General features: G+C 47.6%; 24 protein-coding genes. All 24 read right to left on the bottom strand.

Annotation, left to right across the window (positions count from 1 at the left end; all coding sequences use genetic code 11):
* Window positions 1-36 precede the first annotated feature (36 nt).
* A complete protein-coding gene (locus MKY62_RS09270) occupies window positions 37-1755 on the bottom strand; it encodes a proline--tRNA ligase (protein ID WP_003181850.1) in 1719 nt (572 codons plus the stop codon).
* Between the two features lie 109 nt (window positions 1756-1864).
* The gene (gene rseP, locus MKY62_RS09265) at window positions 1865-3130 is read right to left on the bottom strand and encodes an RIP metalloprotease RseP (protein WP_085959892.1); all 1266 of its coding nucleotides are present in this window, start codon (window positions 3128-3130) and stop codon (window positions 1865-1867) included.
* A gap of 6 nt (window positions 3131-3136) precedes the next feature.
* Complete coding sequence (gene dxr / locus MKY62_RS09260; RefSeq protein ID WP_003181846.1) at window positions 3137-4288, bottom strand: 1-deoxy-D-xylulose-5-phosphate reductoisomerase; 1152 nt, start codon at window positions 4286-4288, stop codon at window positions 3137-3139.
* A gap of 46 nt (window positions 4289-4334) precedes the next feature.
* Window positions 4335-5138, bottom strand: a complete 804-nt coding sequence (locus MKY62_RS09255) for a phosphatidate cytidylyltransferase (RefSeq protein WP_016885472.1) — start codon at window positions 5136-5138, stop codon at window positions 4335-4337.
* A gap of 12 nt (window positions 5139-5150) precedes the next feature.
* Window positions 5151-5933: an isoprenyl transferase gene (locus MKY62_RS09250; RefSeq protein ID WP_003181841.1), complete on the bottom strand. Its 783-nt coding sequence runs from the start codon at window positions 5931-5933 to the stop codon at window positions 5151-5153.
* 129 nt (window positions 5934-6062) lie between these two features.
* On the bottom strand, window positions 6063-6620 hold the full coding sequence (gene frr, locus MKY62_RS09245; protein ID WP_003181838.1) for a ribosome recycling factor: 558 nt from the start codon (window positions 6618-6620) through the stop codon (window positions 6063-6065).
* A 1-nt stretch (window position 6621) separates the two neighbouring features.
* Window positions 6622-7344 (bottom strand): UMP kinase, encoded by a 723-nt coding sequence (gene pyrH / locus MKY62_RS09240; RefSeq protein WP_009328506.1) that lies wholly within the window; start codon window positions 7342-7344, stop codon window positions 6622-6624.
* A 149-nt stretch (window positions 7345-7493) separates the two neighbouring features.
* On the bottom strand, window positions 7494-8375 hold the full coding sequence (gene tsf, locus MKY62_RS09235; RefSeq protein WP_003181832.1) for a translation elongation factor Ts: 882 nt from the start codon (window positions 8373-8375) through the stop codon (window positions 7494-7496).
* 100 nt (window positions 8376-8475) lie between these two features.
* Complete coding sequence (gene rpsB / locus MKY62_RS09230; protein WP_003181828.1) at window positions 8476-9216, bottom strand: 30S ribosomal protein S2; 741 nt, start codon at window positions 9214-9216, stop codon at window positions 8476-8478.
* A 153-nt stretch (window positions 9217-9369) separates the two neighbouring features.
* A complete protein-coding gene (locus MKY62_RS09225) occupies window positions 9370-9882 on the bottom strand; it encodes a hypothetical protein (RefSeq protein WP_003181825.1) in 513 nt (170 codons plus the stop codon).
* 94 nt (window positions 9883-9976) lie between these two features.
* On the bottom strand, window positions 9977-10741 hold the full coding sequence (locus tag MKY62_RS09220) for a FliA/WhiG family RNA polymerase sigma factor (protein ID WP_003181822.1): 765 nt from the start codon (window positions 10739-10741) through the stop codon (window positions 9977-9979).
* A gap of 22 nt (window positions 10742-10763) precedes the next feature.
* Window positions 10764-11270 carry a chemotaxis protein CheD gene (locus tag MKY62_RS09215; RefSeq protein WP_003181820.1) on the bottom strand — a complete coding sequence of 169 codons (507 nt, stop codon included), beginning with the start codon at window positions 11268-11270 and terminating at the stop codon, window positions 10764-10766.
* The gene (locus MKY62_RS09210) at window positions 11267-11896 is read right to left on the bottom strand and encodes a chemotaxis protein CheC (RefSeq protein ID WP_003181818.1); all 630 of its coding nucleotides are present in this window, start codon (window positions 11894-11896) and stop codon (window positions 11267-11269) included. Before MKY62_RS09210 ends, MKY62_RS09215 begins: the two co-directional genes overlap by 4 nt.
* 10 nt (window positions 11897-11906) lie before the next feature.
* Window positions 11907-12383: a chemotaxis protein CheW gene (locus tag MKY62_RS09205; RefSeq protein WP_003181816.1), complete on the bottom strand. Its 477-nt coding sequence runs from the start codon at window positions 12381-12383 to the stop codon at window positions 11907-11909.
* A gap of 23 nt (window positions 12384-12406) precedes the next feature.
* Window positions 12407-14428 carry a chemotaxis protein CheA gene (locus MKY62_RS09200; RefSeq protein ID WP_009328508.1) on the bottom strand — a complete coding sequence of 674 codons (2022 nt, stop codon included), beginning with the start codon at window positions 14426-14428 and terminating at the stop codon, window positions 12407-12409.
* A 5-nt stretch (window positions 14429-14433) separates the two neighbouring features.
* Window positions 14434-15507 carry a chemotaxis response regulator protein-glutamate methylesterase gene (locus MKY62_RS09195; RefSeq protein WP_003181813.1) on the bottom strand — a complete coding sequence of 358 codons (1074 nt, stop codon included), beginning with the start codon at window positions 15505-15507 and terminating at the stop codon, window positions 14434-14436.
* Window positions 15504-16391, bottom strand: a complete 888-nt coding sequence (locus MKY62_RS09190) for a MinD/ParA family protein (RefSeq protein ID WP_339614082.1) — start codon at window positions 16389-16391, stop codon at window positions 15504-15506. The genes MKY62_RS09195 and MKY62_RS09190 overlap by 4 nt, the downstream gene beginning before the upstream one ends.
* 2 nt (window positions 16392-16393) lie before the next feature.
* Complete coding sequence (flhF, locus tag MKY62_RS09185; RefSeq protein WP_003181810.1) at window positions 16394-17506, bottom strand: flagellar biosynthesis protein FlhF; 1113 nt, start codon at window positions 17504-17506, stop codon at window positions 16394-16396.
* Window positions 17503-19539, bottom strand: coding sequence for a flagellar biosynthesis protein FlhA (gene flhA / locus MKY62_RS09180; protein WP_003181808.1), 2037 nt, complete (start codon window positions 19537-19539; stop codon window positions 17503-17505). Before flhA ends, flhF begins: the two co-directional genes overlap by 4 nt.
* A gap of 33 nt (window positions 19540-19572) precedes the next feature.
* Window positions 19573-20652: a flagellar biosynthesis protein FlhB gene (flhB, locus tag MKY62_RS09175; RefSeq protein WP_003181806.1), complete on the bottom strand. Its 1080-nt coding sequence runs from the start codon at window positions 20650-20652 to the stop codon at window positions 19573-19575.
* The gene (gene fliR, locus MKY62_RS09170; protein WP_003181804.1) at window positions 20652-21428 is read right to left on the bottom strand and encodes a flagellar biosynthetic protein FliR; all 777 of its coding nucleotides are present in this window, start codon (window positions 21426-21428) and stop codon (window positions 20652-20654) included. The genes flhB and fliR overlap by 1 nt, the downstream gene beginning before the upstream one ends.
* Window positions 21429-21435: 7 nt before the next feature.
* A complete protein-coding gene (gene fliQ, locus MKY62_RS09165; RefSeq protein ID WP_003181801.1) occupies window positions 21436-21705 on the bottom strand; it encodes a flagellar biosynthesis protein FliQ in 270 nt (89 codons plus the stop codon).
* A 15-nt stretch (window positions 21706-21720) separates the two neighbouring features.
* Window positions 21721-22386 (bottom strand): flagellar type III secretion system pore protein FliP, encoded by a 666-nt coding sequence (gene fliP, locus MKY62_RS09160; protein WP_009328512.1) that lies wholly within the window; start codon window positions 22384-22386, stop codon window positions 21721-21723.
* A complete protein-coding gene (fliZ, locus tag MKY62_RS09155) occupies window positions 22379-22996 on the bottom strand; it encodes a flagella biosynthesis regulatory protein FliZ (protein WP_228767680.1) in 618 nt (205 codons plus the stop codon). Before fliZ ends, fliP begins: the two co-directional genes overlap by 8 nt.
* Between the last annotated feature and the right edge of the window lie 42 nt (window positions 22997-23038).

Below are 23038 nucleotides of genomic sequence, written 5' to 3'. Positions count from 1 at the left end.
CCCGAGGTACCTTCCTTTACTCTAGTTTACCATGTTTTAAGAGTGAGAAGATAAGCTCTTGACTTGTTTTTCGATAAAGTCAAACAGCTCATCAGCAGCGATTTCAAAGGATTCTCCGGTTTTGCGGATCTTCACTTCGACAACGCCTTCGTCAGCTCTTTTTCCGACCGTGATGCGGATCGGCAGACCGATCAAATCGGAATCTGCAAATTTAACGCCGGCCCGTTCGGCACGGTCATCAAACAGTACGTCATAGCCGTTCGCTTTAAATTCTTCATACAGCTTTTCGGCAAGCTGAACTTGCGCGTCATTTTTCATATTAAGCGCGAGGATATGCAGGTCATACGGCGTCACTTCCAGCGGCCAGATCAAGCCTTTATCGTCATGATGCTGCTCAACGATGGCCGAAAGCGTCCGGGAAATCCCGATTCCATAGCAGCCCATCAGCATCGGCTGAGCGCGTCCGTTTTCATCAAGGTATGTGGCGTCCATCGCTTCAGAATAGCGGGTGCCGAGCTTAAAGACTTGTCCGACTTCGATTCCTTTTGCAAAACGGATCGTTCCTTTTCCATCCGGTGAAGGGTCTCCTTCCTGGATAAAGCGGAGATCGGCGAATGTCACATTGTGCGCATCCCGGCTGATATTCACGTTTTGATAATGGTAATCTGTTTTATTCGCTCCAGCTGCTGCGTTTGCCATCGCCTTCACAGCAAAGTCTGCAAAGATTTCGATTTCGCGGTCGAGCCCCACCGGTCCGACAAAACCGGGTTCAGTGCCTGTTATCTCTGCAACCTCTTCGGCGCTCGCGAATTCGATTATTTCTGCTTGAAGCAGGTTTTTCACCTTAACATCATTGACTTCGTGATCCCCTCTCGTCAAGACGAGGACAAAACGTCCGTCTGCTTTCATCAGCATTGATTTAATGCAGTCTGACGGGGATATGCCAAGAAATGCGGCAACCTCTTCGATCGTTTTGACCGAAGGTGTGTGGACTTCCTGCAGCTCTTTCATTTCTGCCTGCTCGCCGGCATCTGTTTCCTTCACTTCAGCCATTTCAATGTTGGCGGCGTATGAAGACTGATCAGAATACGCAATTGTATCCTCACCGACATCGGACAATGCCATAAATTCATGGGTATCCTTTCCGCCCATCGCGCCTGAGTCTGCAATGACCGGTCTGAAATTCAGGCCGCAGCGCGTAAACACATTCGTATACGCCTGATACATATCATTGTACGTTTCATCAAGGCTTTCGGCGGAGGAATGGAAGGAATACGCATCCTTCATGATGAATTCCCGGCCTCTCAACAGACCGAAGCGCGGGCGCTTTTCATCGCGGAACTTCGATTGGATCTGGTAAAGGGTCAGCGGAAGGCGCTTGTACGATTTCACTTCATCTCTGACGATGCTTGTGATGACCTCTTCGTGTGTTGCGCCTAGGGCAAATTCACGGCCGTGGCGGTCTTTCAGCCTCATGAGCTCAGGACCGTACGTATACCATCTTCCCGATTCCTGCCAAGTTTCCGCCTGCTGGAGCGCCGGCATCAGCATTTCGACGGCATTGATTTTCTCCATTTCTTCGCGGACAATGCTCTGGATTTTATGAATGACTTTATTGGCAAGAGGCATATAGCTGTATACACCGCTTGTGTTTTGTCTGATAAACCCTGCTCTGAGAAGAAGCTGATGGCTTTTCGCTTCAGCATCAGCCGGCACTTCGCGGAGCGTAGGAATTAAAGTCCTGCTCTGTCTCATTCATTCGCACCTCATTTGTTTCAGTTGGTTACTTTTTTGAGTCGGGAACGGTGTCCCTAAAAAAGAGCCTTTTAAAAGGCTTGGCTGCACTTAAAAAAGGCGATTGGTTTTACAGAAATAAGCGCTGGATATCGTTCCATGTGACGACAAGCATTAGGAGCATCAAAAATGCGACGCCGATAAAGACGACAAACGCTTCTTTTTCGCGGTTGATCGGCTTCCCGCGGATCGCTTCAATAAACAGGAACAACAGTCTTCCGCCGTCCAGCGCAGGGATTGGCAGAAGGTTGACGATCCCGAGGTTGATGCTTAAAAATGCGGCCAGCTTCAGCAGGTTGATAACGCCTGTCTTGGCCACTTGGTCTGTCATGTCATAAATGCCGACAGGACCGGCCAGCATGTCGATTGAGAATTGTCCTGTGACGAGCTTTCCGAGATTGGTGACGATGCTCTGGGCCACTGTCGCCGTTTCGGTCGCACCGTAGGAAATCGATGTCAGAACGCCTGTTTTCACAGGATTGTAAGCGCCGAATCTGCCGACGGTTTCATCCCCTGCCTTGACAGCTTCAGGTGTTACGTATTTCGTCAGCTTGACATTGTCGCGCATCAAAACGATTTTCAGTTCTTTTTCAGGGTGTTCTCTGACCGTGTTGACAATATCCGTCCACGACCTCATGTTCTCCCCGTTGATCGTTTGAATGCGGTCTCCCTCCTGGAGGCCTGCTTCCGCCGCCCGTCCGTTGTCTATCAACTTGCCGAGCACCGGCTCGTCAGACGGCACTCCCTGCATCAGTCCGAGCATCACGAGTATGACATAAGCCAAAATAAAGTTCATGATCGGTCCGGCAGCAATCGCTTTGATGCGCTGCCAAACCGTTTTCGAATGAAATTGGCGGTTGTAAGGAGCGATCTGGACTTCTTCCCCGTCTACGATGAAAAAGGACGTTTCACTGACAGAAAATGAAGAGAGATGATCTTCATTGCCGTGCTCATAGCCCGTAATCCTCATCTGGTGCTCCAGGTCGGCCTGCTCCACTTCAATGACCAATGCGTCGGGATACTTTTCTTTTTGGTTGATAATGATCTTTTCGACCTTGTTTTCGCTGTCGAACAACAGCCCGACCGTATAACCGGGCTTCACTTCAATCATCTCAGGATCTTCGCCGGCCATTCTGACAAAGCCGCCGATCGGAAGAAGCCTGATCGTATAAACGGTCTCATTTTTCTTAAACGAAAAGATTTTCGGACCGAAGCCGATAGCAAACTCCCGGCACAGTATTCCGGCTCTTTGAGCAAGGATGAGATGACCAAGCTCATGGAAAAATACGAGCGTTCCAAAAATAAGAATAAACGCGATCACAGTATTCACGAACATACCACCTTATGTGAGTAATGTTTGGACAAACTTTCTGGCGTCTTTGTCCACTTCACGGATCTCTTGAAGGCTCGGCTTTGCGATCACCTGATGGCGTTCCAAAGCCTTTTCAATGATGTCTTCTATTCCGAGAAAGGAAATCCTGCCCGAAAGAAATGCCGCAACGGCTTCCTCGTTGGCCGCGTTTAAAACAGTCGGCATTGTACCGCCTATTTTACCTGATTCATAAGCGAATTGTAAGCAGCGGAACCTTTCAAAATCAGCTTGGGCAAAATTCAGCTGTCCGACTTCCCAGAGATCGAGGGATTTTGCTTCATTAAACGGCAGGCGTTCCGGATGGCTGAGCGCATATTGAATCGGCACTCTCATATCAGGTGTGCCAAGCTGGGCGATGACGCTGCGGTCGTGGAATTCAACCATTGAATGAATAATGCTTTCTTTGTGAAGGAGGACATCGATCTGGTCATAGGGCAGATCAAACAGCCAGTGGGCTTCAATAACCTCGAGTCCTTTATTCATCATTGTAGCCGAATCGATCGTGATTTTTGCACCCATCGACCAATTTGGATGATTGAGGGCTTCTTCCACTGTGACGCCTTCAAGTTCCCGCCTTGTTCTGTCCCTGAAGCTGCCGCCTGAAGCCGTGACGATCAGCCGTTTGATATGCTTCGGATTTTCCCCCTGAAGGGCCTGGAAAATCGCGGAATGTTCGCTGTCGACGGGCAGGAGCGGGACATCGTATTTTTGGGCGTGTTCTTTCACTATATGACCGGCTGTCACGAGAGTTTCCTTATTTGCAAGCGCAATTGTTTTTTTATGCTCCATCGCCTTTAAAGTCGGAAGAAGACCGACGCTGCCGACGAGAGCATTGACGACGATATCCGCTTCCGGGATAACGGCCGCTTCGATTAAAGCTTCCTCCCCGATCCCTGTTTTAAAGGTGTAGGAGAAAGAATGCTGTTTTAATGTTTCATATGTATGCTCATCCCCAACGCCTACATACTTCGGTTTAAAGGTTTCAATGATTTCTGCCGCTTTTTCGGCGTTTTTGCCGAAAGTCATGGCGGTCAGCCGAAACTTATCGTCATGCGCTTTGATGACATCAAGCGTCTGTTCTCCTATGGAGCCTGTCGCTCCCAATAGACATATGTTCTTCAAAATTGCCGCACCTCTGTTTCTTTCTAGCTATCAGTACCCTTTTCTATCATAGCCCGAACGGCTGAAAAAGAACAAGCAGGAAGTACAGAACCGGCATGACAAATAAAAAGCTGTCAAAGCGGTCCAGCATTCCGCCGTGTCCCGGGAGGATCCGGCCCGAGTCTTTCACCTGGTAATGCCTTTTGAACGCAGACTCGGCCAAATCGCCGATCTGACCGACGATTGACAAAAGCACGGTAATGATCAGCACAAACAGATAAGCGTGCGGAAAACCTGTGGCGGCCTGATAAATCGCGGAAAAAACGACCGCTGTCAAAATTCCGCCCCAAAAGCCTTCTACCGTTTTGTTAGGGCTGATTTCAGGCCAGAGCTTCCGCTTTCCAAACGCCTTTCCGATAAAATAAGCGCCGGAATCTGTTGACCAGACGACGCCGATCGCAAAAAAGACATAGCTGAGTCCGATGTTTCTGATTTCAATAAAGTAATAAAACCCGAATCCGATATAAACTGCTGCCAGCGCCACGAATGCCGCTTCGTCAAAAGTAAACGAGTTTTTGCTGAGCACCGTATATGCCAAAAGCAAAAGGACCGCCAAAAAGACGACCTCCCCTTTGGTTATACCCAGCCCAGCGTCTTCCGCGTATTGGCTTGGACACAGCAAAACCGCCAACAGCAGCATGCTGATGATACCCGGAGCGCTGATCAGCTTCAGGCCTTTCATTCTTAAAAGTTCAAATAGAGCAAGTATACCTATTGCATAAACTAGCAGGGCGAACGGCAGCTCGCCGAAAATCACGAGCGGCAGAAAAACCGCTGCCGCGATCACACCCGTCAATATTCTCTGTTTCATCTGCACCATCCTCTAAATTCCGCCAAACCTTCTCCCGCGACGCTGATATTCTCCGATAGCCTGAAGCAAGTGAACGTCTTTAAAATCAGGCCACAATACATCGGTAAATAAAAATTCGCTGTAGGCAAGCTGCCAAAGCATGAAGTTGCTCAGCCTGATCTCGCCGCTTGTGCGAATCAGCAAATCAGGGTCCTGCAAAGTTTCTGTCATTAAATAATCGGAAAATAGCTTTTCGTCGATTTCCTCGGTATTCAATGTGCCTTTTTTGGCTTCTTCGGCAATTTTCTTTGCGGCTCTGACGATTTCTGCACGTCCCCCGTAATTCAATGCAAAATTAAGAATAAGTCCATCATTGTTCTCCGTATCACGGATGGCTTTTTCAACCGCGCGGATCGTGTGGGGCGGCAGTCCTTCCCTATCGCCTGTCATGCGGACCCGGACATTTTCTTCGACCAGCTCCGGGAGATACGTTCCCAGAAACTCTTCAGGCAGCTTCATCAGAAAGTCAACCTCAAGCTTTGGACGCTTCCAATTTTCCGTCGAAAAGGCATACAGCGTCAACGCTTTGACACCGAGCTCATTGGCAAGCTTTGTCGTCTGTCTGACCACTTTCATGCCTTCGTGATGACCCGCGATGCGGGGCATCGCCCGCTTCTTTGCCCAGCGGCCGTTTCCGTCCATAATAATGGCGATATGTTCAGGAATTTCTCCTTTTAAAATATTTTCTTTTGTGTAACATTCCATGTTGGAAGCAGCCGAATGCTGATTCTTCCAATTTTTGAGTATATTGAGCATGAGAGTCCTCCATCACCCAAAAGGTTGCTTTCCTGTTATATCGTTCTAGATAACAACAGTATTAACAAAAAAACCCCCTGTAAACATGAGAGGGTCTTTTCACTATTATCTATTGTACAGAGTTTTTCATTAAACTTCCATGATTTCTTTCTCTTTATCTTTTGTGATCTCATCAATTTTTGACACATATTCATCTGTCAGCTTTTGTACGTCTTCCGTTGAAGAGCGCAATTCATCCTCAGTCATTTCACCATTTTTCTCTAGTTTTTTCAGATCGTCATTTGCATCACGGCGGATGTTGCGGACCGCGACTTTGGCATCTTCCGAATATTTTTTCACGAGTTTGGCAAGCTCTTTTCTGCGCTCCTCAGTTAGAGGAGGGATCGTGATCCGGATGATATTGCCGTCGTTTGACGGAGTTACACCGAGGTCGGCTTTTTGAATCGCTTTTTCGATATCGCCGAGCGCCGTTTTGTCATATGGTGTGATGACGAGCATGCGCGCTTCTGGAACTGTAATGGACGCAATCTGGTTTAAAGGCGTCTGCGCTCCGTAATACTCAACTGCCACTTTGTCCAGCAATGACGGATTTGCACGTCCTGCGCGGACAGTGGCCAATTCGCGCTGATAAGCGCTTATCGCTTTTTGCATCCGTTCTTTTGTTTCATTCATCACTTGAGTTGACACGTTATTTCCCCCTTACGATTGTACCGATTTGTTCGCCTAAAACGGCTCTTTTAATATTTCCTTCTTCCATAATAGAAAAGACGATCAGCGGGATGTCGTTATCCATGCAAAGTGAAGAAGCGGTTGAATCCATGACAGCCAAACCGTCTTTCAACACATCGAGATAAGACAATTTTTCATATTTTACGGCTGTTTCGTCAGTTCTAGGATCGGCATTGTATACACCGTCGACATTATTTTTGGCCATTAAGATGACGTCGGCTTCGATTTCAGCCGCTCTGAGCGCTGCTGTCGTATCCGTTGAGAAGTATGGATTGCCTGTACCGGCAGCGAAGATAACGACGCGCTTCTTTTCAAGATGGCGAATCGCTTTTCTTCTTATGTATGGCTCAGCGACCTGCCTCATTTCGATGGATGTCTGAACTCTTGACTGAATCCCGAGCGTTTCAAGGCTGTCTTGCAGCGCAAGGGAATTCATAACCGTTGCAAGCATTCCCATGTAGTCCGCTGTTGCGCGGTCCATTCCGAGATCGCTGCCCGTTTTTCCGCGCCACAGGTTGCCGCCGCCGACGACGACCGCCACTTCAACATCAAGCTCGGCGATTTCTTTCACCTGTTTGGCGATGGACTGGATCACGGTCGGGTTGATGCCGTTTCCCTGTTCACCCGCAAGGGCTTCTCCGCTAAGCTTTAATACGATACGATTATACTTTGGTTTTTCCATAATAACCTCCAAGTGCATGCTTGCCGTTATTTATTATGCAAGAGAAAAAAAGGTTTGTAAACTGTTTTAAAAATAGGGACACAAATTGTGTCCCCTATTTTCCTTGAAAAGATCCTGCCGTGTGTTTTATGGCAAGCGGCTTTTCAATCTTATTTTTTCACTTGGTTCATAACTTCTTCAGCAAAGTTTTCTTGGCGTTTTTCGATACCTTCTCCAACTTCGTAGCGGACGAACGTTTCAACCGTTGCGTTTTTCGCAGCAACGACCTGTTTCACTTTTTCATCCGGGTTTTTAACGAACGCTTGATCAAGCAGGCAGATTTCTTCGAAATATTTGTTCAGGCGGCCTTCAACCATTTTTGCGACGATGTTTTCAGGCTTGCCTTCTTGAAGCGCCTGCTGAGTCAAGATTTCGCGCTCGCGGTTCGCTTCTTCTTCTGACACTTGGTCGCGGGAAATGAAGCGAGGGTTTACAGCTGCAACGTGCATTGCGATGTCTCTTGCTGTTTCTTCGTCAGTTGTGCCGTTAAGGACAGTCAATACGCCGATTTTTCCGCCCATGTGCAGGTATGCGCCGAATGCAGCGTCATCGCCTTTTGTCAGGACAGCGAAGCGGCGAAGCGTGATTTTTTCTCCGATTTTAGCAACCGCGCTTGTGATGTATTCTTCTACAGTTGAACCGTTAGCCATTTTTTGACCCATAGCAGCTTCAACGCTTTCAGGCTTTTCAGCCAGAATGTGGTCAGCCAGGTCGTTCAAAAGCTCCTTGAAGCCTTCGTTTTTCGCAACGAAGTCCGTTTCAGAGTTCACTTCAAGAATAACGCCTGTGTTGCCGTCGGTTTTGATCAAAGTCAAACCTTCAGCCGCGATGCGGTCAGCTTTTTTGGCAGCCTTTGCGATTCCTTTTTCTCTTAGAAGATCGATCGCTTTATCCATGTTGCCGTCAGTTTCAGTTAACGCTTTCTTGCAGTCCATCATGCCTGCGCCAGTTTTTTCGCGAAGCTCTTTTACCATTTGTGCAGTAATTGCCATTTTTGATTTCCTCCTTATATATCAAACAAAATATGTAAATGTTGATCTGGTGAAAAAAAAGGTGATAAAAGGCAGACCCCCTTATCACCTTTTGACCAGGTTAAGCAGTTGTTGTTTCAGTTGTTTCTGCTTCTTTCGCTTCTGTTTCAGCTGATTCTTCACCTTGTTTTGCTTCAAGGATGGCATCTGCCATTTTAGAAGTCAGCAATTTAACAGCGCGGATGGCGTCATCGTTCGCAGGGATGACAACATCGATTTCATCAGGATCGCAGTTTGTGTCAACGATTCCGATGATCGGAATGTTCAGTTTGCGCGCTTCTGCAACCGCGATGCGCTCTTTGCGAGGATCGATAATGAACAGTGCGTCAGGAAGCTCTTTCATTTCTTTGATTCCGCCGAGGAATTTTTCAAGACGCTCTAATTCTTTTTTCAATTGAACGACTTCTTTTTTAGGAAGTACGTCAAATGTGCCGTTTTCCTGCATTTTTTCGATATCTTTAAGGCGTTTGATACGCTTTTGGATCGTTTCAAAGTTTGTTAATGTACCGCCAAGCCAGCGTTGGTTGACATAGTACATTCCAGAACGTTCCGCTTCTTCTTTAACAGAGTCTTGAGCTTGCTTTTTCGTACCGACGAAAAGGATTTTTCCTCCGTCAGCTGCAAGGTTTTTCGTGAAGTTGTATGCTTCTTCAACTTTTTTGACTGTTTTTTGAAGATCGATGATGTAGATTCCGTTACGCTCCGTGAAGATGTAACGCTTCATTTTTGGGTTCCAGCGGCGCGTTTGGTGGCCGAAGTGAACACCAGCTTCAAGCAATTGCTTCATAGAAATGACTGACATGTGTTATTTCCTCCTAATATAATGGTTTTTTTCCTCCGCTTAGGTCATTTTTATGCAGGACTGCACGCGAGAATCGCACAGCACCGCTTGCATAAATCGTTAAGCGTGTGTAATTAACACCAAGAAATAATATAACATAAGCTTTCTCGACAATCAAGAATCGTTTTTGAGCTTTCCGCGAAATTTTAAGAAAAGCTCGATTTCTGTTTTCCCGCTTTTCAGCTGTCTTGCGATTTCCTCCGGAGAGAGCCCCTTTTCATATAATGCGAGAGCTTCTTCTTCATAGGATATGGATGCTTCCTGCTCCTTTTGATTGAGCTCATCCTCTTCCTGCTCCACCTCATTGATCATCGCTTCGATGTGAAGCGGCAGATCGCGCGATTCGTCCGCTTCCGGAAGGACGGGGGTTTGAGCGGGAATTTCAGGCTGTGTTTCCGGTCTTTGCGGCTCTTTTTCGGCATTCGCCCGAATCTCTTGAACGAGTTTTTCATTTTCGTCTTTTAACTCCATCAAAAAAGCGGTCAATGTATTCTCGGTTTCTTCCAAAAGCTGTTTTTGCTCTTTCTCCGCTGCCTTGAAAGCGCTGAGCCTCGTATTCAAAATGATGACGAAATAAATCAATATACCGTGGAGCGTGAAGCTCACAAGCCATAATATTGTTGACATATTTTTCACTCGCTAACCATGAAATTTAATCAAAAAAAGACTTCCCGTCGGACGCTTAAAAAATGCTGCCGGTTTCATGCCGGCAGCTTACATGCTATTGTACCACTTTATCCAGCAGATGCTTCAATTTCAAAAGCGCCTTGGAGTGAATCTGTGAAATACGGGAAGTCGACAAATTCAAAACCTGTCCGATTTCCGTCAGCGTCAGCTCTTCTTTATAGAATAAGCTGATCACGAGCTGCTCTTTTTCTGATAGCTCGTTTATTTTTTCCGCAAGCTGGGAGATCAGTTCGTCTTTGAGCATTTTTTCTTCAGGCGTGCTCGTTTTGTCGTCCCTTATCATCACCTGGACGTTCTCCCCGTCTTCATGGTCGTGAAGCTTCTCATCAATTGAAAGGAGGTTCGCAAAGAAACCTTCATTGATTGTGGTCACGACGTCTTGTTCGCTCATTCCCAGCTCAGCTGCGATTTCGCTCGGCGAAACATTTCTTAAGTAACGCTGTTCGAGCTTTTCGATCGCTGCTTCCACTTTCTTCGTTTTTTCACGGGACGTTCTCGGAAGCCAGTCTTCTTTGCGAAGACCGTCGATGATAGCGCCTCTGATTCTGAAGGAAGCGTATGTATCAAACTTCAAATCCCTTCCCGGATCAAATTTTTCAAGGGCATCATACAAACCCAGCATGCCAAGGCTGACCAAATCGTCTTTATGAACGGACTTGGGCAAGCCGACGGCTATCCGGCCGACATGATATGTCACAAGCGGCATATAGCGGCGGATTAAATCATCGCCTGCCTGAGGATCTTTCCATTCTTTCCACCGCGACCAAAGCATCTGATCTTCATAGTTCAAGGATTGCATCTTTATCCCCCTATATTGCTTATTAAATCGTTGTTACACCTTGTTTAACTGTCCGGATGACAAGTTCAGCTGATTGCGGATCGAACTCGATCGTCCTTCCGCTGTTTCCGCCTGTATCCTCGCTTACAATCGGAATGTTTAAGAGAGATAGATGTTTTTTAATCGCAAGCACATTTCTTGGCCCGACTTTCATCAAATCATTTGTCATCTTAAATTTAAACATTTCGGCTCCTCCGGCCATTTTCGCTTTCAAAGCGTATTTTCGGCATCCGGCTTCAAGCAGCATCTTGACCGTCGCTTCGACGGCTGTGTCCGCGTATTTTGCCACGTTGATGTCCGGCGTCTTGGATAAGGAAGAGTCCGGAAGCATGACGTGGACGAGACCGGCCGTCTTTGCTTCCAAATCATACAGCACGAGCCCGACGCACGAACCGAGACCCGATGTTCTGATCTTGTCGGGAGTGCGGACGATTTTTACATCGGCAATTCCCACTCTGATAATCGATGTTTCTTTTTCTAAGATTTTCATAGCGCTGCACCCAATGCATGAAAGAGCTTTTCAAAAGAATCATAGTCCGGCAGAAGGAACAAATGCGCTTTAACTTTCCGGTTGTGCTCCTCGTCAAAAATGGAGTTGTCGATCACGATAACTTGATCTCCGACTTGGCTGAGCTCGATCAGCCCTTCGCTGATGACGGCTCCGAACATATCTAGCGTCAGTTCTGGGACGCTCGGGTACATTTGCCGGTTTGTCAAATCAGCGAGAGCGGTCAAATAAGATCCCGCCATAATGTTTCCGAGTTCGTGCAGGGCAGAGGCTCCGATATCGTTCGGCGTCATGCTGTCAATCTCGAATTCCGGATTGCCGACAAGCTCCCTGATCAGCTGCTCGGCCTCTGAAAAAGGCATGATCACGAACATAGAACCTGGAAAATCCCCTTCCATGCGCAAAAAGATGCTTGCGACAGGAAGATCTGCACCGCCGAATAGGTTGACAAGCTCATCAAACGACATCAGCTTGACAAACGGCACTTCCATTTCGATTTTCCTGTTCAGCAACAGGGCCAGGGCGGAAGCGGAATGGCCCGCTCCGATATTCCCGACTTCCCGCAATATATCAAGATGCTCTTCTCTAATTCCGTTAAATACGCTCATCATTGGCTCCTTATTTCTTCACATTTTCAGAAGCGGCGGCAAGGCTCGACTTCCGGTTTAAAACAGCTTCAGAGTCAATCAGATTGAGAAGTCTGGACCCTTGCTTGACGATGCCTTTAATCCATTGCCTGCCGTCTTTTCCTACCGTTTCGGGAGCCGATTCAATTTCCTCTTCCTCGACTGTGATGACATCGTTCGCCTCATCCACCACCCAGCCGACTTCAATGTCCTGATGGGTGATGATGATGATTCTCGTTTCATCAGTAATCGTGTCTCCAGGCGCTTCAATCCGCTTTCTTAAATCGATGACAGGTGTGACAACACCTCTCAAATTAATGACGCCGCAAATATACGGTTCCACTCCCGGCACCCTTGTTGGCTGCTGCCATTTTTCAATGGACATTACTTCTGATACAGAGATGGCATACTCTTTATGATTTACTTTGAACACAATCATTTTCTCACCGGTGGTAGTCTGTGTGGTCAAGAGGATCGCTCTCCTTTCGCTTTCTATTTAATAAGGGCGTTGCAGTCGATGATCAGGGCTACTTGTCCGTCTCCCAAAATCGTCGCGCCGGAAATGGCAAAGACGTTTGTTAAATAATCGCCGAGTGATTTTAATACGACTTCCTGCTGGCCGATAAAGGAGTCGACAACAAATGCCGTCAGCTTGTCTCCTTTTTTCACGACGATGACGTGAAGCTGATCAAGATCATCTGAAGAATCCTCAACATTAAACTGTTCTTTCAGGTAAACCACCGGTACGATATGGCCCCTGAAATCGATCACTTCGCGGTCGTGCGTTTGAAGAATATCTTTCTTATCGATGACAGCCGTTTCTATAATAGAAGAAATCGGAATCGCAAACGTTTCATTTTCAAGTTTGACTAACAGCACGGAAATGATCGACAGTGTAAGCGGAAGCTGGATGGAGAAAAGCGAACCTTCGCCTTCGCTCGATTTGATGCTGACAGAACCGCCCAACGATTCCAGCTTGCTTTTGACAACGTCTAAGCCGACTCCGCGTCCTGAAATATCCGAGATTTGATCTGCGGTTGAGAATCCCGGCGCAAAAATGAGCGCGTCGATTTCATGATCTTCGATCGTTTCGGCTTCGCGTTCAGTAATGACGTTGCGCTCAAGCGCTTTTTCGAGCACCTTTTTGCGGTTGATGCCGGCGCCGTCATCCTCCACCTCGATAAAGACATGGTTACCGCTGTGGTATGCTTTCAGGCGGACTTGACCGGTTTCAGGTTTACCGTTTTTCACCCTGACTTCAGGCGCCTCGATCCCGTGATCAAGGCTGTTTCTCAAGAGGTGGACAAGCGGGTCGCCGATTTCGTCTATTACCGTTCTGTCAAGCTCTGTTTCCGCTCCGAAAATCGACAGCTCGATCTTTTTATTTAATTCTTTTGTCAGCTGGCGGACCATGCGCGGGAATCGGTTGAACACCGTTTCTACCGGAACCATTCTCATATTGAGGATGATCGACTGCAGGTCGCCTGAAATTCTAGTCATCCGTTCGACGGTTTCCGTTAATTCGCTGTGTTCTAGCTCTTTGGCGATCTGCTCTAAGCGCCCCCTGTCAATGACCAGCTCTTCAAACAGGTTCATTAATGAATCGAGGCGGTCGATGTTGACGCGGATCGTCTTCGTTCCGCCGCCTGCCGCAGGTTTCGCCGCGTCTTTTTTGCCGTCCGGCTGCTTAGCCGGTTTTTTCTCCGCCTCTTTCGGTGCGGTTTCTTTTTCGGATGCGGCGGGCTTCGCTTCTTCTTGTGCCGAAAAATCGTTTTTCAGCTCGGTCACTTCTATTTTTTCAATTTCAGATACGCCGTTGATTTTGTTGAAAATCTCTTCTTTTCCGTGTTTGCTTAAAAAGCAGATGACGAATTCGGAATCAAAATCCTCCGATTCAAGGACTTCTGTTTCCGGAATCGTTTTAACGACTTCGCCGACCTCGTTCAGCTGCTCAAATACCATGTACACCCGAACGCCCTTCAACAGACAGTCCTCTTTCAATGCAACTTTGATTTCGAAACATTTAAAGCCTTGTTCCTCAGCTTCGGCGATGACCGTTCGTTGAAATTCGTCATAGGACCATTTCGTTTCGGAAGACGCCGCTTCAGGCGCTTCTGCCGCTGCTGCCGCCTCCTTGTTTGCCCCTGTCACATCAAGCTTGGCGCAGACTTCGGAAACATCTCTTTTGCCGTCGCCGCCTTCGATGATCGAAAGGACGATTGCTTCAAGGTCATCGAGCGCTTCAAACATGACGTCCATCCACTCTGACGTGATGGTCATTTCTTCATTTCGAATCGCATCCAGCACGTTTTCCAGACTGTGCGTTAAATGAGCCATGTCTTCATAGCCCATCGTTGCGCTCATCCCTTTCAAGGTATGAGCCGCTCTGAAAATATCATGGACAAGCTGCAAGTCTGTCGGATTTTTTTCGAGTTCGAGCAATTTTTCGTTACAGGTTTGCAAATGTTCTCTGCTTTCTTCAATAAAGACGTCTAAATATTGATTCATATCCATATGAGTCACGCCCTCTCTTTTTTCATATACGTCATAATGGCTGCGGCAATCTCATCAACATGCTTGATGTCGTTTGCAAGCCCGTTGTTAATGACCGATTTCGGCATTCCGAAAACGACGGACGACTCGGCTGCTTCGGCGATCACCGTTCCGCTCCCATGTTTCAAAAGGCCTTTTACGCCTTCTGTTCCGTCGCTTCCCATCCCCGTCATAATGACGGCGATTTTTTCAAACTCCCGAAGTGAGGCCAGGGATTGAAACAAGTAGTCAACAGAAGGCTTGTGGCGGCTTTCTGTGTCGCGGTCATCGAGCGTGATCACCAATTCGCCCTTTTCAAGGCCGACCGCCATGTTTTTTCCTCCGGGTGCAATGTAAACCCAGCCGTCTTTCGCTCTCTCACCGTTTTCAGCCTCCTTCACGGTTACTTCTGAGAGGTGGTTCAGCCTGTTCGCTAATGAGGCCGTAAAGCCCTTTGGCATGTGCTGAACGATAAAAACAGGCGCCTTCAACGTTTTGGGAAGCTTGGGAAGCACTCTTTGCAGCGCCCTCGGCCCCCCTGTCGATGTACCGATGCAGATGAGCTGTTTTCCAGCCCGAAAGCGGACTGAATCGCTGCCGCCCACAATCGGCTGCTTCGCCGTCTCGATGGCGGGCTTTGAGATCGGAACTTGCCGGCCTTTCAGTTTCACCCGTCCTGCTGTCAAAACCTTCTCAATCAGCATGTCTCTTACTTTATATAAATCTATTGAAATCGAACCCGACGGCTTCGCGACGAAATCGATCGCCCCAAGCTCCAGACATTCGATCGTGATATCTGCTCCCTGCTGCGTCAGGCTCGATACCATGACAACCGGAAGCGGATCGCTCGCCATAATCCTTTTCAACGTTTCTTTTCCGTTCATCACAGGCATTTCAATATCCAATGTGATCACATCCGGACGGAGCTCCTTGATTTTTTGGAGCGCTTCCTCGCCGTTTCTTGCCGTTCCTGCTACAGCAATCTCGTGATTGGATGTTAAAAACTTGGTGATCATGTTTCTCATAAAAGCAGAGTCGTCAACGACAAGAACACGAATCATAATGTATTGCCCCTCCTCAGGAATGAAGATAATTTTTCGATAAAGGACCGGTTTTCGCCCATTTCCGTTCTGCCGTTATGAAGCAGCGATTCGGCCAGCAGGTAAACCGCCCTGCTCGGCTTGGAACGCGGATTCTTTATCAGAAACGGCTGCTGCTCCACAACGGCTCTTGAGACCAGGGGATCCTCAGGAATCGGCCCTGCATATGCAAGCTTTTGCTGCAAAAAAGCGTTTACCGTGTTGGAAAGGCGGAGAAAAGCAGAAATTCCGTCTTTTTGGGTTGTACAGCGATTGACAACGACTTTCAGCTGAAGATCGCGTCCGGTTAATGCCAAATGCTTGATCGCGCTGTATGCGTCCATGATGGATGTCGGCTCCGGCGTGGTGACGACCAGAATTTCATCCGCTGACAGGACGAAAGGCAGCTGATCTTTTGACAGCCCCGCTCCCATGTCAAATATGACATAGTCGAAGCTTGTCAAAGCCCGCGTCAATTCCTTCAGAAAAAACGCCCAGTTTTCCCTGTTCAATTCGAACATTGCATCCAGCCCGGTTCCGCCCGAAATGTATTGAAGGCCTCGCGGGCCGGCTGACAAGGCGCGCTCAAACGGCATTTTTTGCTGGAGGAGGTCCATCACCGTGTAGAGCGATTGCCGGCCGATCAGAATATCAATGTTCCCCATACCGACATCAAGATCGATCAACAGCACGCTCTTTCCTTTTTCCAGAATGGCGAGAGCCGTATTCAGCGATACATTCGACTTCCCGACGCCTCCTTTTCCGCTCATGACAGCGAGCGTTTTCGCTTTTGGATGAGCGATAGCGGCGGGCGGTTTGGCAAAGCGTTGCCCCATCCGCCTTCGTAAGCTTTCTGCCTGATCCATGTTCAACACCCCGTAAGCAGTCTGACAAATGCTGCGTTTGACAAGTAGCGGATATCCTCCGGAACATTTTGTCCGTTTGTAATATAGCCGAGGCCGATTCTCGATTCGGCGAGCAGATTCATGACGCTTCCCAACGAATCGGTCTCATCCACTTTCGTGAATATCAACTGATCGATCGGAATGCTTGAGAACTGCTTAATGAGCTCCTTCATATCCTCGTACTTGCTCGTCGCGGACATGACGAGAAACGCCTGTATCTTACGCTCAAACGGAATGATTTCCTTCAGCTCCCTGACATATTGCCCGTCTTTGAAATTCCGGCCCGCCGTATCAATGAAGACGTGGTCAAAATCGGCGAACTTTTGCTGGGCAGCTTTAAACTCTTCTTTCGTGTAGCACACCTCAAGCGGCGCATTCAGAAGCTCGGCATATGTCCTGAGCTGTTCAACCGCTGCAATCCTGTACGTATCGGTCGTGATAAAAGCGATTTTTTTCTGCTTTTCCAGTACAGAAGAAGCGGCGAGCTTTGCCAATGTCGTCGTTTTGCCGACTCCGGTCGATCCGAAGAGCACGACATATTGCGAATGAATCGCCACGTCCTGTTCCAGATTATCGGGAAGAAGATCGGCCAAAGCATCTGTTAAGTGCGCCAGCGTCTTTTCATCCGTCCACTCTTCGCCGTCTCTTAAAGAAGTGCTGATCAACCGGCCGAGCGCTTTCGTACGGATGGCCGGCGATACCCCTTTCTTTGCCAGGAGCTGGTCCGCCTTTTTCAGCGGTTCAGGCAGCACATCAACAGGCTGCTCATGATGCCGCATTTCCAGCAGTTCTTTCAGCTCTTTCACTTGGCTTGCCAAATCAAGATGGTCCGGCTGCGGGACAGGCGAAGGGCTTTGTTCCCGGAAAACGGGCTTTTGACGCTCTTGCTTCCTTGCGTCGGAAAAGTCCTGGTCGACGACCGCGATCACTTCAACCCCGGTTTTTTTCACAAAGCCGAGAAATTTTCTCTTTTGAATTTTTTTAGAATTCAAGATTACGGCGTCATTCCCGAGCTCCTGTATAATTTGCTTTGTGGCTTCCTGCATAGAACCAGCTACAAATTTTTTGATTTTCATTGAATATCCACCACTCCGATGCTTTGAACTTCTACATTGGCTTCCAATTCGTTATAGGAAAGAACCGGCAGATCAGGGAAATAGCGCTCAAGCAGCTGCTTGACATACATTCTGACAGGCGGCGAACATAGAAGGATCGGCACTTCCTGCCTCAATGAGAGCTGTTCGATTTCTCTTGCTACAGATTGAATGATATTTTCGGATAATGTTGGTTCAAGAGATAAAAAGTTGCCGTGTTCAGTCTGCTGAATTCCTTCCGCCACGGCCTTTTCGACGCGGCCCGAACAAGTCACCACTTTCAGCGTCTCATTTTCCTTCGCATATTGGGCGGTGATCTGCTTGGCCAGAGCCTGTCTGACATACTCGGTCAGCATATCTGAATCCGTCGTCAGCTTTCCGTAGTCGGCCAGCGTTTCAAAGATTGTCACCAAGTTCCTGATCGATACTTTTTCTTTCAGAAGTTTTGCCAGCACTTTCTGAATGTCACCGACAGACAGCGGATTCGGCGAGACCTCTTCGACCAGTACAGGATAAGATTCTTTCAAGTGGTCGATCAGCTGTTTCGTTTCCTGTCTTCCGATCAGCTCATGGGCGTGCTTTTTCACCTGCTCCGTAATATGGGTCGATACGACTGAAGCCGGATCGACAACCGTGTACCCGAGCATTTCGGCCTGATCTTTCTGAGATTCCGGTATCCATTTAGCCGGAAGACCGAAGGACGGTTCGATTGTGTCAATCCCTTCGATCTGATCGTCTTCGCCTGTCGGAGACATCGCCAGAAAGTGATCGAGGAGAAGCTCGCCTTTCGCGACTTCGTTTCCTTTAATTTTGAGCCTGTACTCGTTCGGCTGAAGAGCGATGTTATCCCTGATTCTGACGACCGGAATGACAAGTCCGAGTTCAAGCGCGAGCTGGCGCCTGATCATGACAATTCTGTCCAACAGATCGCCGCCCTGATTTGCATCTGCAAGCGGAATCAATCCGTAGCCGAATTCAAACTCGATCGGATCAATATCAAGCAGATGGACGACGCTTTCGGGGCTTTTTAATTCATCCACTTCAGCTTCTTCCTCAAGGATATCCTCCACTTTTTCCTTCTCTTCACCGGCTTTGGAGAGCATATAGCCGCCTGCGGCGAGAAGAAGAGCCAGAGGGCCTGTCAGGAGAATGCCGATCGGCGTGAAAATCCCGAGCAGGAAAATCGTTCCCGCCGTGACATACAAAAGCTTCGGATAGGCAAACAGCTGGCCTGTAATATCGTGGCCGAGGTTTCCGTCCGACGCCGCTCTTGTCACGACGATACCCGTCGCCGTTGAGATCAAGAGCGCAGGCAGCTGAGATACGATTCCGTCGCCTACAGACAGGAGTGTAAAGTGTGAAGCGGCTTCCTGAATGCTCATTTGTTTTTGCAGCATGCCGATGACAATTCCGAAAATGACGTTGATAAGGACGATGATGATCCCTGCGATCGCATCCCCTTTCACGAATTTGCTCGCTCCGTCCATCGCTCCATAGAAGTCGGCTTCACGGGCCACCTTCTCACGGCGCACCTTCGCTTCCTGCTCGGTCACCATTCCGGCATTCAAATCGGCATCAATGCTCATCTGTTTTCCCGGCATGGCGTCGAGCGTGAATCTGGCAGCAACTTCAGATACCCGTTCCGCCCCTTTCGTTATGACGATAAATTGAATAATGATCAAAATGATAAAGACAACGAGACCGACCAAAACGTTTCCGCCGACAACGAAAGACCCGAACGTCTCGACTACTTTTCCCGCATCACCGTTGGACAGAATCGAACGCGTCGTCGATACATTCAGCCCAAGGCGGAACAGCGTCAAGAGGAGCAGCAAAGAAGGAAAAATCGAAAATTGCAGCGGTTCTTGCATGTTCATTGTGGTGAGAAGCACGATTAACGCAAGAGAAATATTAACGATAATTAAGATGCTCAACATCCATGTTGGAAAGGGTATGATAAGCATTGCCACAATGAGGACAACGCCGGATAAAATAGATAAATCTCTTGCAGACATGCTGTTTCTCTCCTTTTAAAACTGAAAAATTCACTAGATTTTTTGCTTTGTTTTGTAAACATAGGCCAGGATTTCGGCTACGGCCTTAAAGAATTCTTCCGGAACGGCCTGGTCGATCTCAACCTGGTCATAGAGCGCCCTTGCCAAAGGCCTGTTCTCGACCGTCATGACATCGTGTTCTTTGGCGATCTGCCTGATTTTCAGAGCCATTAGATCGACCCCTTTTGCGATGATAAACGGCGCATCCATTTTGTTTTCGTCGTATTTCAATGCGACGGCGTAATGGGTCGGGTTTGTGATGATGACATCCGCTTTTGGCACTTCCTGCATCATGCGGCGCATCGCCATTTCCTTTTGCTTCTGTTTGATCTTCGACTTGATCAGAGGATCGCCTTCGGTTTTTTTGTATTCGTCTTTGATGTCCTGTTTTGACATGCGAATATTTTTTTCATAGTCAAATTTTTGATAGAGGTAATCGAGCACCGCGAGAAAAATTAATGCGACTGCAGCGGAAACCCCCATTAAAAAGGTGAGCCAGCCGACATATGACAAAGCCTCGCCAGCCGACAGCGCCGGGATTCTGAGAATTTTGTCAAAGTTCAGCCATAAAACGGCGAATGTCACGCCTCCGACAATCACGATTTTTAAAATCGATTTAAGCAGTTCAACGATCGCCCTGATGCTGTAAATCCGCTTGAATCCATTAAGCGGGTCAAGCTTTTTCAAATCAGGCTTGATCGCTTCAGGGGCAAATAAAAACCCGACTTGCATATAGTTGCTCAATACCCCAGAGACGACGGCTGTCAGCAAAAGCGGTGCCATAATGAGGCCCGATTCAAGCACAACACTTTGAAACAGGCCGGGAATATTGGCGACTGACACCTTCATCGTGATTAATTCTTTGTAATACTTTTCGATCAGGCCGAGCAGGCGGTCTCTCATAAAAGGTCCGATGAATAAAAAGGATAAAAACACGATGAGAAGAGTGACCGCCGTATTGACATCTGCACTTTTGGCAACCTGACCTTTTTTTCTGCTTTCCCGCCGTTTTTTCGGCGTCGCTTTTTCCGTTTTTTCACCTGCGAAAAATTGCAAATCCAACGTCAGCTTCATCATGCCACCCCAAGCAAAGTTAATAGATCTCTCATTGTCCGAATGGCAAATTCGAAGACGTGCTGCATCATGCTGAACATAACGGCCATGCAGATGATGAGCATGATAAAGGTGATCGCGATTTTCAAAGGAAGCCCGACGACAAACACGTTGAGCTGCGGCACCGTTCTCGCCACAATCCCCAATGCCAGATCGACTAAAAACAAACAAGCCACAACAGGCGTAGACAATTGAAATGCTGTAATAAACATCGTATTGAAGCTTTTTGCGATAAACTCGGCAAATTCTTCGCTTCCAAACGACAGCGCCATCTTGTCGACCGGAATGTATTGATAGCTGTAATAGATCCCGTCAAGCAGGAGATGATGCGCATTCAGGCTCAGCATGAGAAGCAGCGCCATCGTATATAAAAACTGGCCGACAAGCGGGCTTTGCGCCCCTGTCTGTGGATCGATCACATTCGCCACCGCAAATCCCATTTGAAAATCAATGAACGATCCGGCGATTTGAACGGCTGAGATCATCATGTAAGCGATCAGCCCAAGCAGAAGTCCGATGAGCGCTTCCTTCATGGCCAACATCATGTAAATTCCGTCAACGTCAAGGTGAGGAGGCTTTTCAATCGCTTGAAAACTGACGAGCGCAAGAAAAAATGCAAAACCTATTTTATGAACGGCCGGAATTGTCCGATAAGAAAATAGAGGCACCGTTACATAGAATGCTGTGATTCTGACAAACACAAGTAAAAAGGCTGGAAATGATTCGATTATTGACATGTTAAAACTACCCTGCAAAACGGTTTAAATTAGAGAACAGCTCAGTCGCGAATGACAAAATCGTCGACAGCATCCACGGGCCGAAAACGACGAGTCCGACCAAAACGGCGACGATTTTCGGAATGAATGCAAGAGTCTGTTCCTGTATTTGGGTGGTTGCCTGAAAAACGCTGACGATCAGCCCGACGAGAAGAGCGAGCGCCAAAAGCGGCCCGCTGATAAGCAATGTAACGTATACAGCCCTTTCAGCCATCGATATAACAAATTCTGAATTCATGTATTAGCACCTACTCTAAAAGCTTTGCAGCAAAGATTTAACGATTAAATACCAGCCATCTACAAGCACAAACAGCAAAATCTTAAACGGCAGTGAAATCATGACCGGCGGAAGCATCATCATCCCCATCGACATCAAAACACTTGCCACAACCATATCGATAATCAGAAACGGTATAAATATCATAAATCCCATTTGAAACGCGGTTTTCAATTCCGAGATGACAAACGCAGGAACCATAGTTGAAAGCGGAATATCATTGATGGACTCAGGCGTTTCCATCTTTGCGTAATTCATAAATAAAGCCAGATCTTTCTGTCTTGTATGCTTGCTCATAAATGTTTTGATCGGGGCTTCCGCTTTTGTATAAGCTTCATCCAAGGTGATTTTATTGTTCATTAAAGGCGTCAGCGCTTCTTTATTAATCTCTGAAAAAGTCGGCCCCATAATGAAAAATGTCAGGAACAGTGCAAGTCCGATCAGCACCTGGTTTGGGGGCATTGACTGTGTTGCCAGCGATGTCCGGACAAAGGACAGGACGATGACAACCCTTGTGAAACAAGTCATCAAGATCAAGATACCCGGAGCGATCGAAAATACTGTCAAAAGCAGCAAGAGCCGGACGCTGGCGCTGACATTTGCCGCATCGCTTGAATTAAATAAATCCATAAACTCATTCATGTTGATTTTGGCCTTTCTTTCTGCCTTCTGCGCGATTTTGTTTCAGTTCCGCAAGCTGTGCTTTTAACGACTCGGAAAAAGATGCCGTGCCGCTATGTTTTTGCACGCCTGGAACTTTGACTTGATCCATCCATTTCTGCCATTCAATCTTGCTGTTCATCGCAGCTTCATGCTGCGTGAGAATTTCTTTATATTCCTTTTCATCATCGATCTCTTTCAGCAGCTGGATATTTTCGCCGACACCGACGACCAGCACCCTGTTTCCTACTTTAATCAGCTGTACGGACTTGTTTTGCCCGAGTGAAGTCCCGCCGATGTTTTCAACATACTGGAAGGGTTTTAGCAAACGGTTGCGTTTATTCATGAATTTGACCAAAGCATAGATCAGAAAAATGACGAACAGTAACGCGCCGATCATTTTCACAAAATCAAATATGGAAACGGAAGGAGACGGGGGTTCGGTCTCCGCCTCTTCCTTTAGAGAACTTTTTTCCTCGGTTTTGTCTTTGTCTTTTGCTTTTTCTTTCTCTTTGCCCGCACCTTTTTGCTCAAACAGATGATCAACGGTCTGGTCCCCCGATTCCTCTGCGAGAGCCGGAGCGTACGGCAATGCGAGAAAGGCGCATAGACAAAGGCCGGCTATGAAAATAAG

It is taken from the genome of Bacillus sp. FSL R7-0646, from assembly GCF_037969865.1.
GTDB lineage: Bacteria > Bacillota > Bacilli > Bacillales > Bacillaceae > Bacillus > Bacillus licheniformis.
The sequence above is the reverse complement of the archived record's forward strand: the minus strand, read 5'-3'. Positions and strand labels throughout refer to the sequence as shown.

Coding starts and splice junctions, on each gene's coding strand:
- MKY62_RS09270 (WP_003181850.1), bottom strand. CDS start 1,755: ATGAGACAGAGCAGGACTTTAATTCCTACGCTCCGCGAAGTGCCGGCT.
- rseP (WP_085959892.1), bottom strand. CDS start 3,130: ATGTTCGTGAATACTGTGATCGCGTTTATTCTTATTTTTGGAACGCTC.
- MKY62_RS09255 (WP_016885472.1), bottom strand. CDS start 5,138: ATGAAACAGAGAATATTGACGGGTGTGATCGCGGCAGCGGTTTTTCTG.
- MKY62_RS09250 (WP_003181841.1), bottom strand. CDS start 5,933: ATGCTCAATATACTCAAAAATTGGAAGAATCAGCATTCGGCTGCTTCC.
- pyrH (WP_009328506.1), bottom strand. CDS start 7,344: ATGGAAAAACCAAAGTATAATCGTATCGTATTAAAGCTTAGCGGAGAA.
- tsf (WP_003181832.1), bottom strand. CDS start 8,375: ATGGCAATTACTGCACAAATGGTAAAAGAGCTTCGCGAAAAAACTGGC.
- rpsB (WP_003181828.1), bottom strand. CDS start 9,216: ATGTCAGTCATTTCTATGAAGCAATTGCTTGAAGCTGGTGTTCACTTC.
- MKY62_RS09225 (WP_003181825.1), bottom strand. CDS start 9,882: ATGTCAACAATATTATGGCTTGTGAGCTTCACGCTCCACGGTATATTG.
- MKY62_RS09220 (WP_003181822.1), bottom strand. CDS start 10,741: ATGCAATCCTTGAACTATGAAGATCAGATGCTTTGGTCGCGGTGGAAA.
- MKY62_RS09215 (WP_003181820.1), bottom strand. CDS start 11,270: ATGAAAATCTTAGAAAAAGAAACATCGATTATCAGAGTGGGAATTGCC.
- MKY62_RS09210 (WP_003181818.1), bottom strand. CDS start 11,896: ATGAGCGTATTTAACGGAATTAGAGAAGAGCATCTTGATATATTGCGG.
- MKY62_RS09200 (WP_009328508.1), bottom strand. CDS start 14,428: ATGGATATGAATCAATATTTAGACGTCTTTATTGAAGAAAGCAGAGAA.
- MKY62_RS09195 (WP_003181813.1), bottom strand. CDS start 15,507: ATGATTCGTGTTCTTGTCGTTGACGACTCTGCTTTTATGAGAAACATG.
- MKY62_RS09190 (WP_339614082.1), bottom strand. CDS start 16,391: ATGGATCAGGCAGAAAGCTTACGAAGGCGGATGGGGCAACGCTTTGCC.
- flhF (WP_003181810.1), bottom strand. CDS start 17,506: ATGAAAATCAAAAAATTTGTAGCTGGTTCTATGCAGGAAGCCACAAAG.
- flhA (WP_003181808.1), bottom strand. CDS start 19,539: ATGTCTGCAAGAGATTTATCTATTTTATCCGGCGTTGTCCTCATTGTG.
- flhB (WP_003181806.1), bottom strand. CDS start 20,652: ATGAAGCTGACGTTGGATTTGCAATTTTTCGCAGGTGAAAAAACGGAA.
- fliR (WP_003181804.1), bottom strand. CDS start 21,428: ATGTCAATAATCGAATCATTTCCAGCCTTTTTACTTGTGTTTGTCAGA.
- fliQ (WP_003181801.1), bottom strand. CDS start 21,705: ATGAATTCAGAATTTGTTATATCGATGGCTGAAAGGGCTGTATACGTT.
- fliP (WP_009328512.1), bottom strand. CDS start 22,386: ATGAATGAGTTTATGGATTTATTTAATTCAAGCGATGCGGCAAATGTC.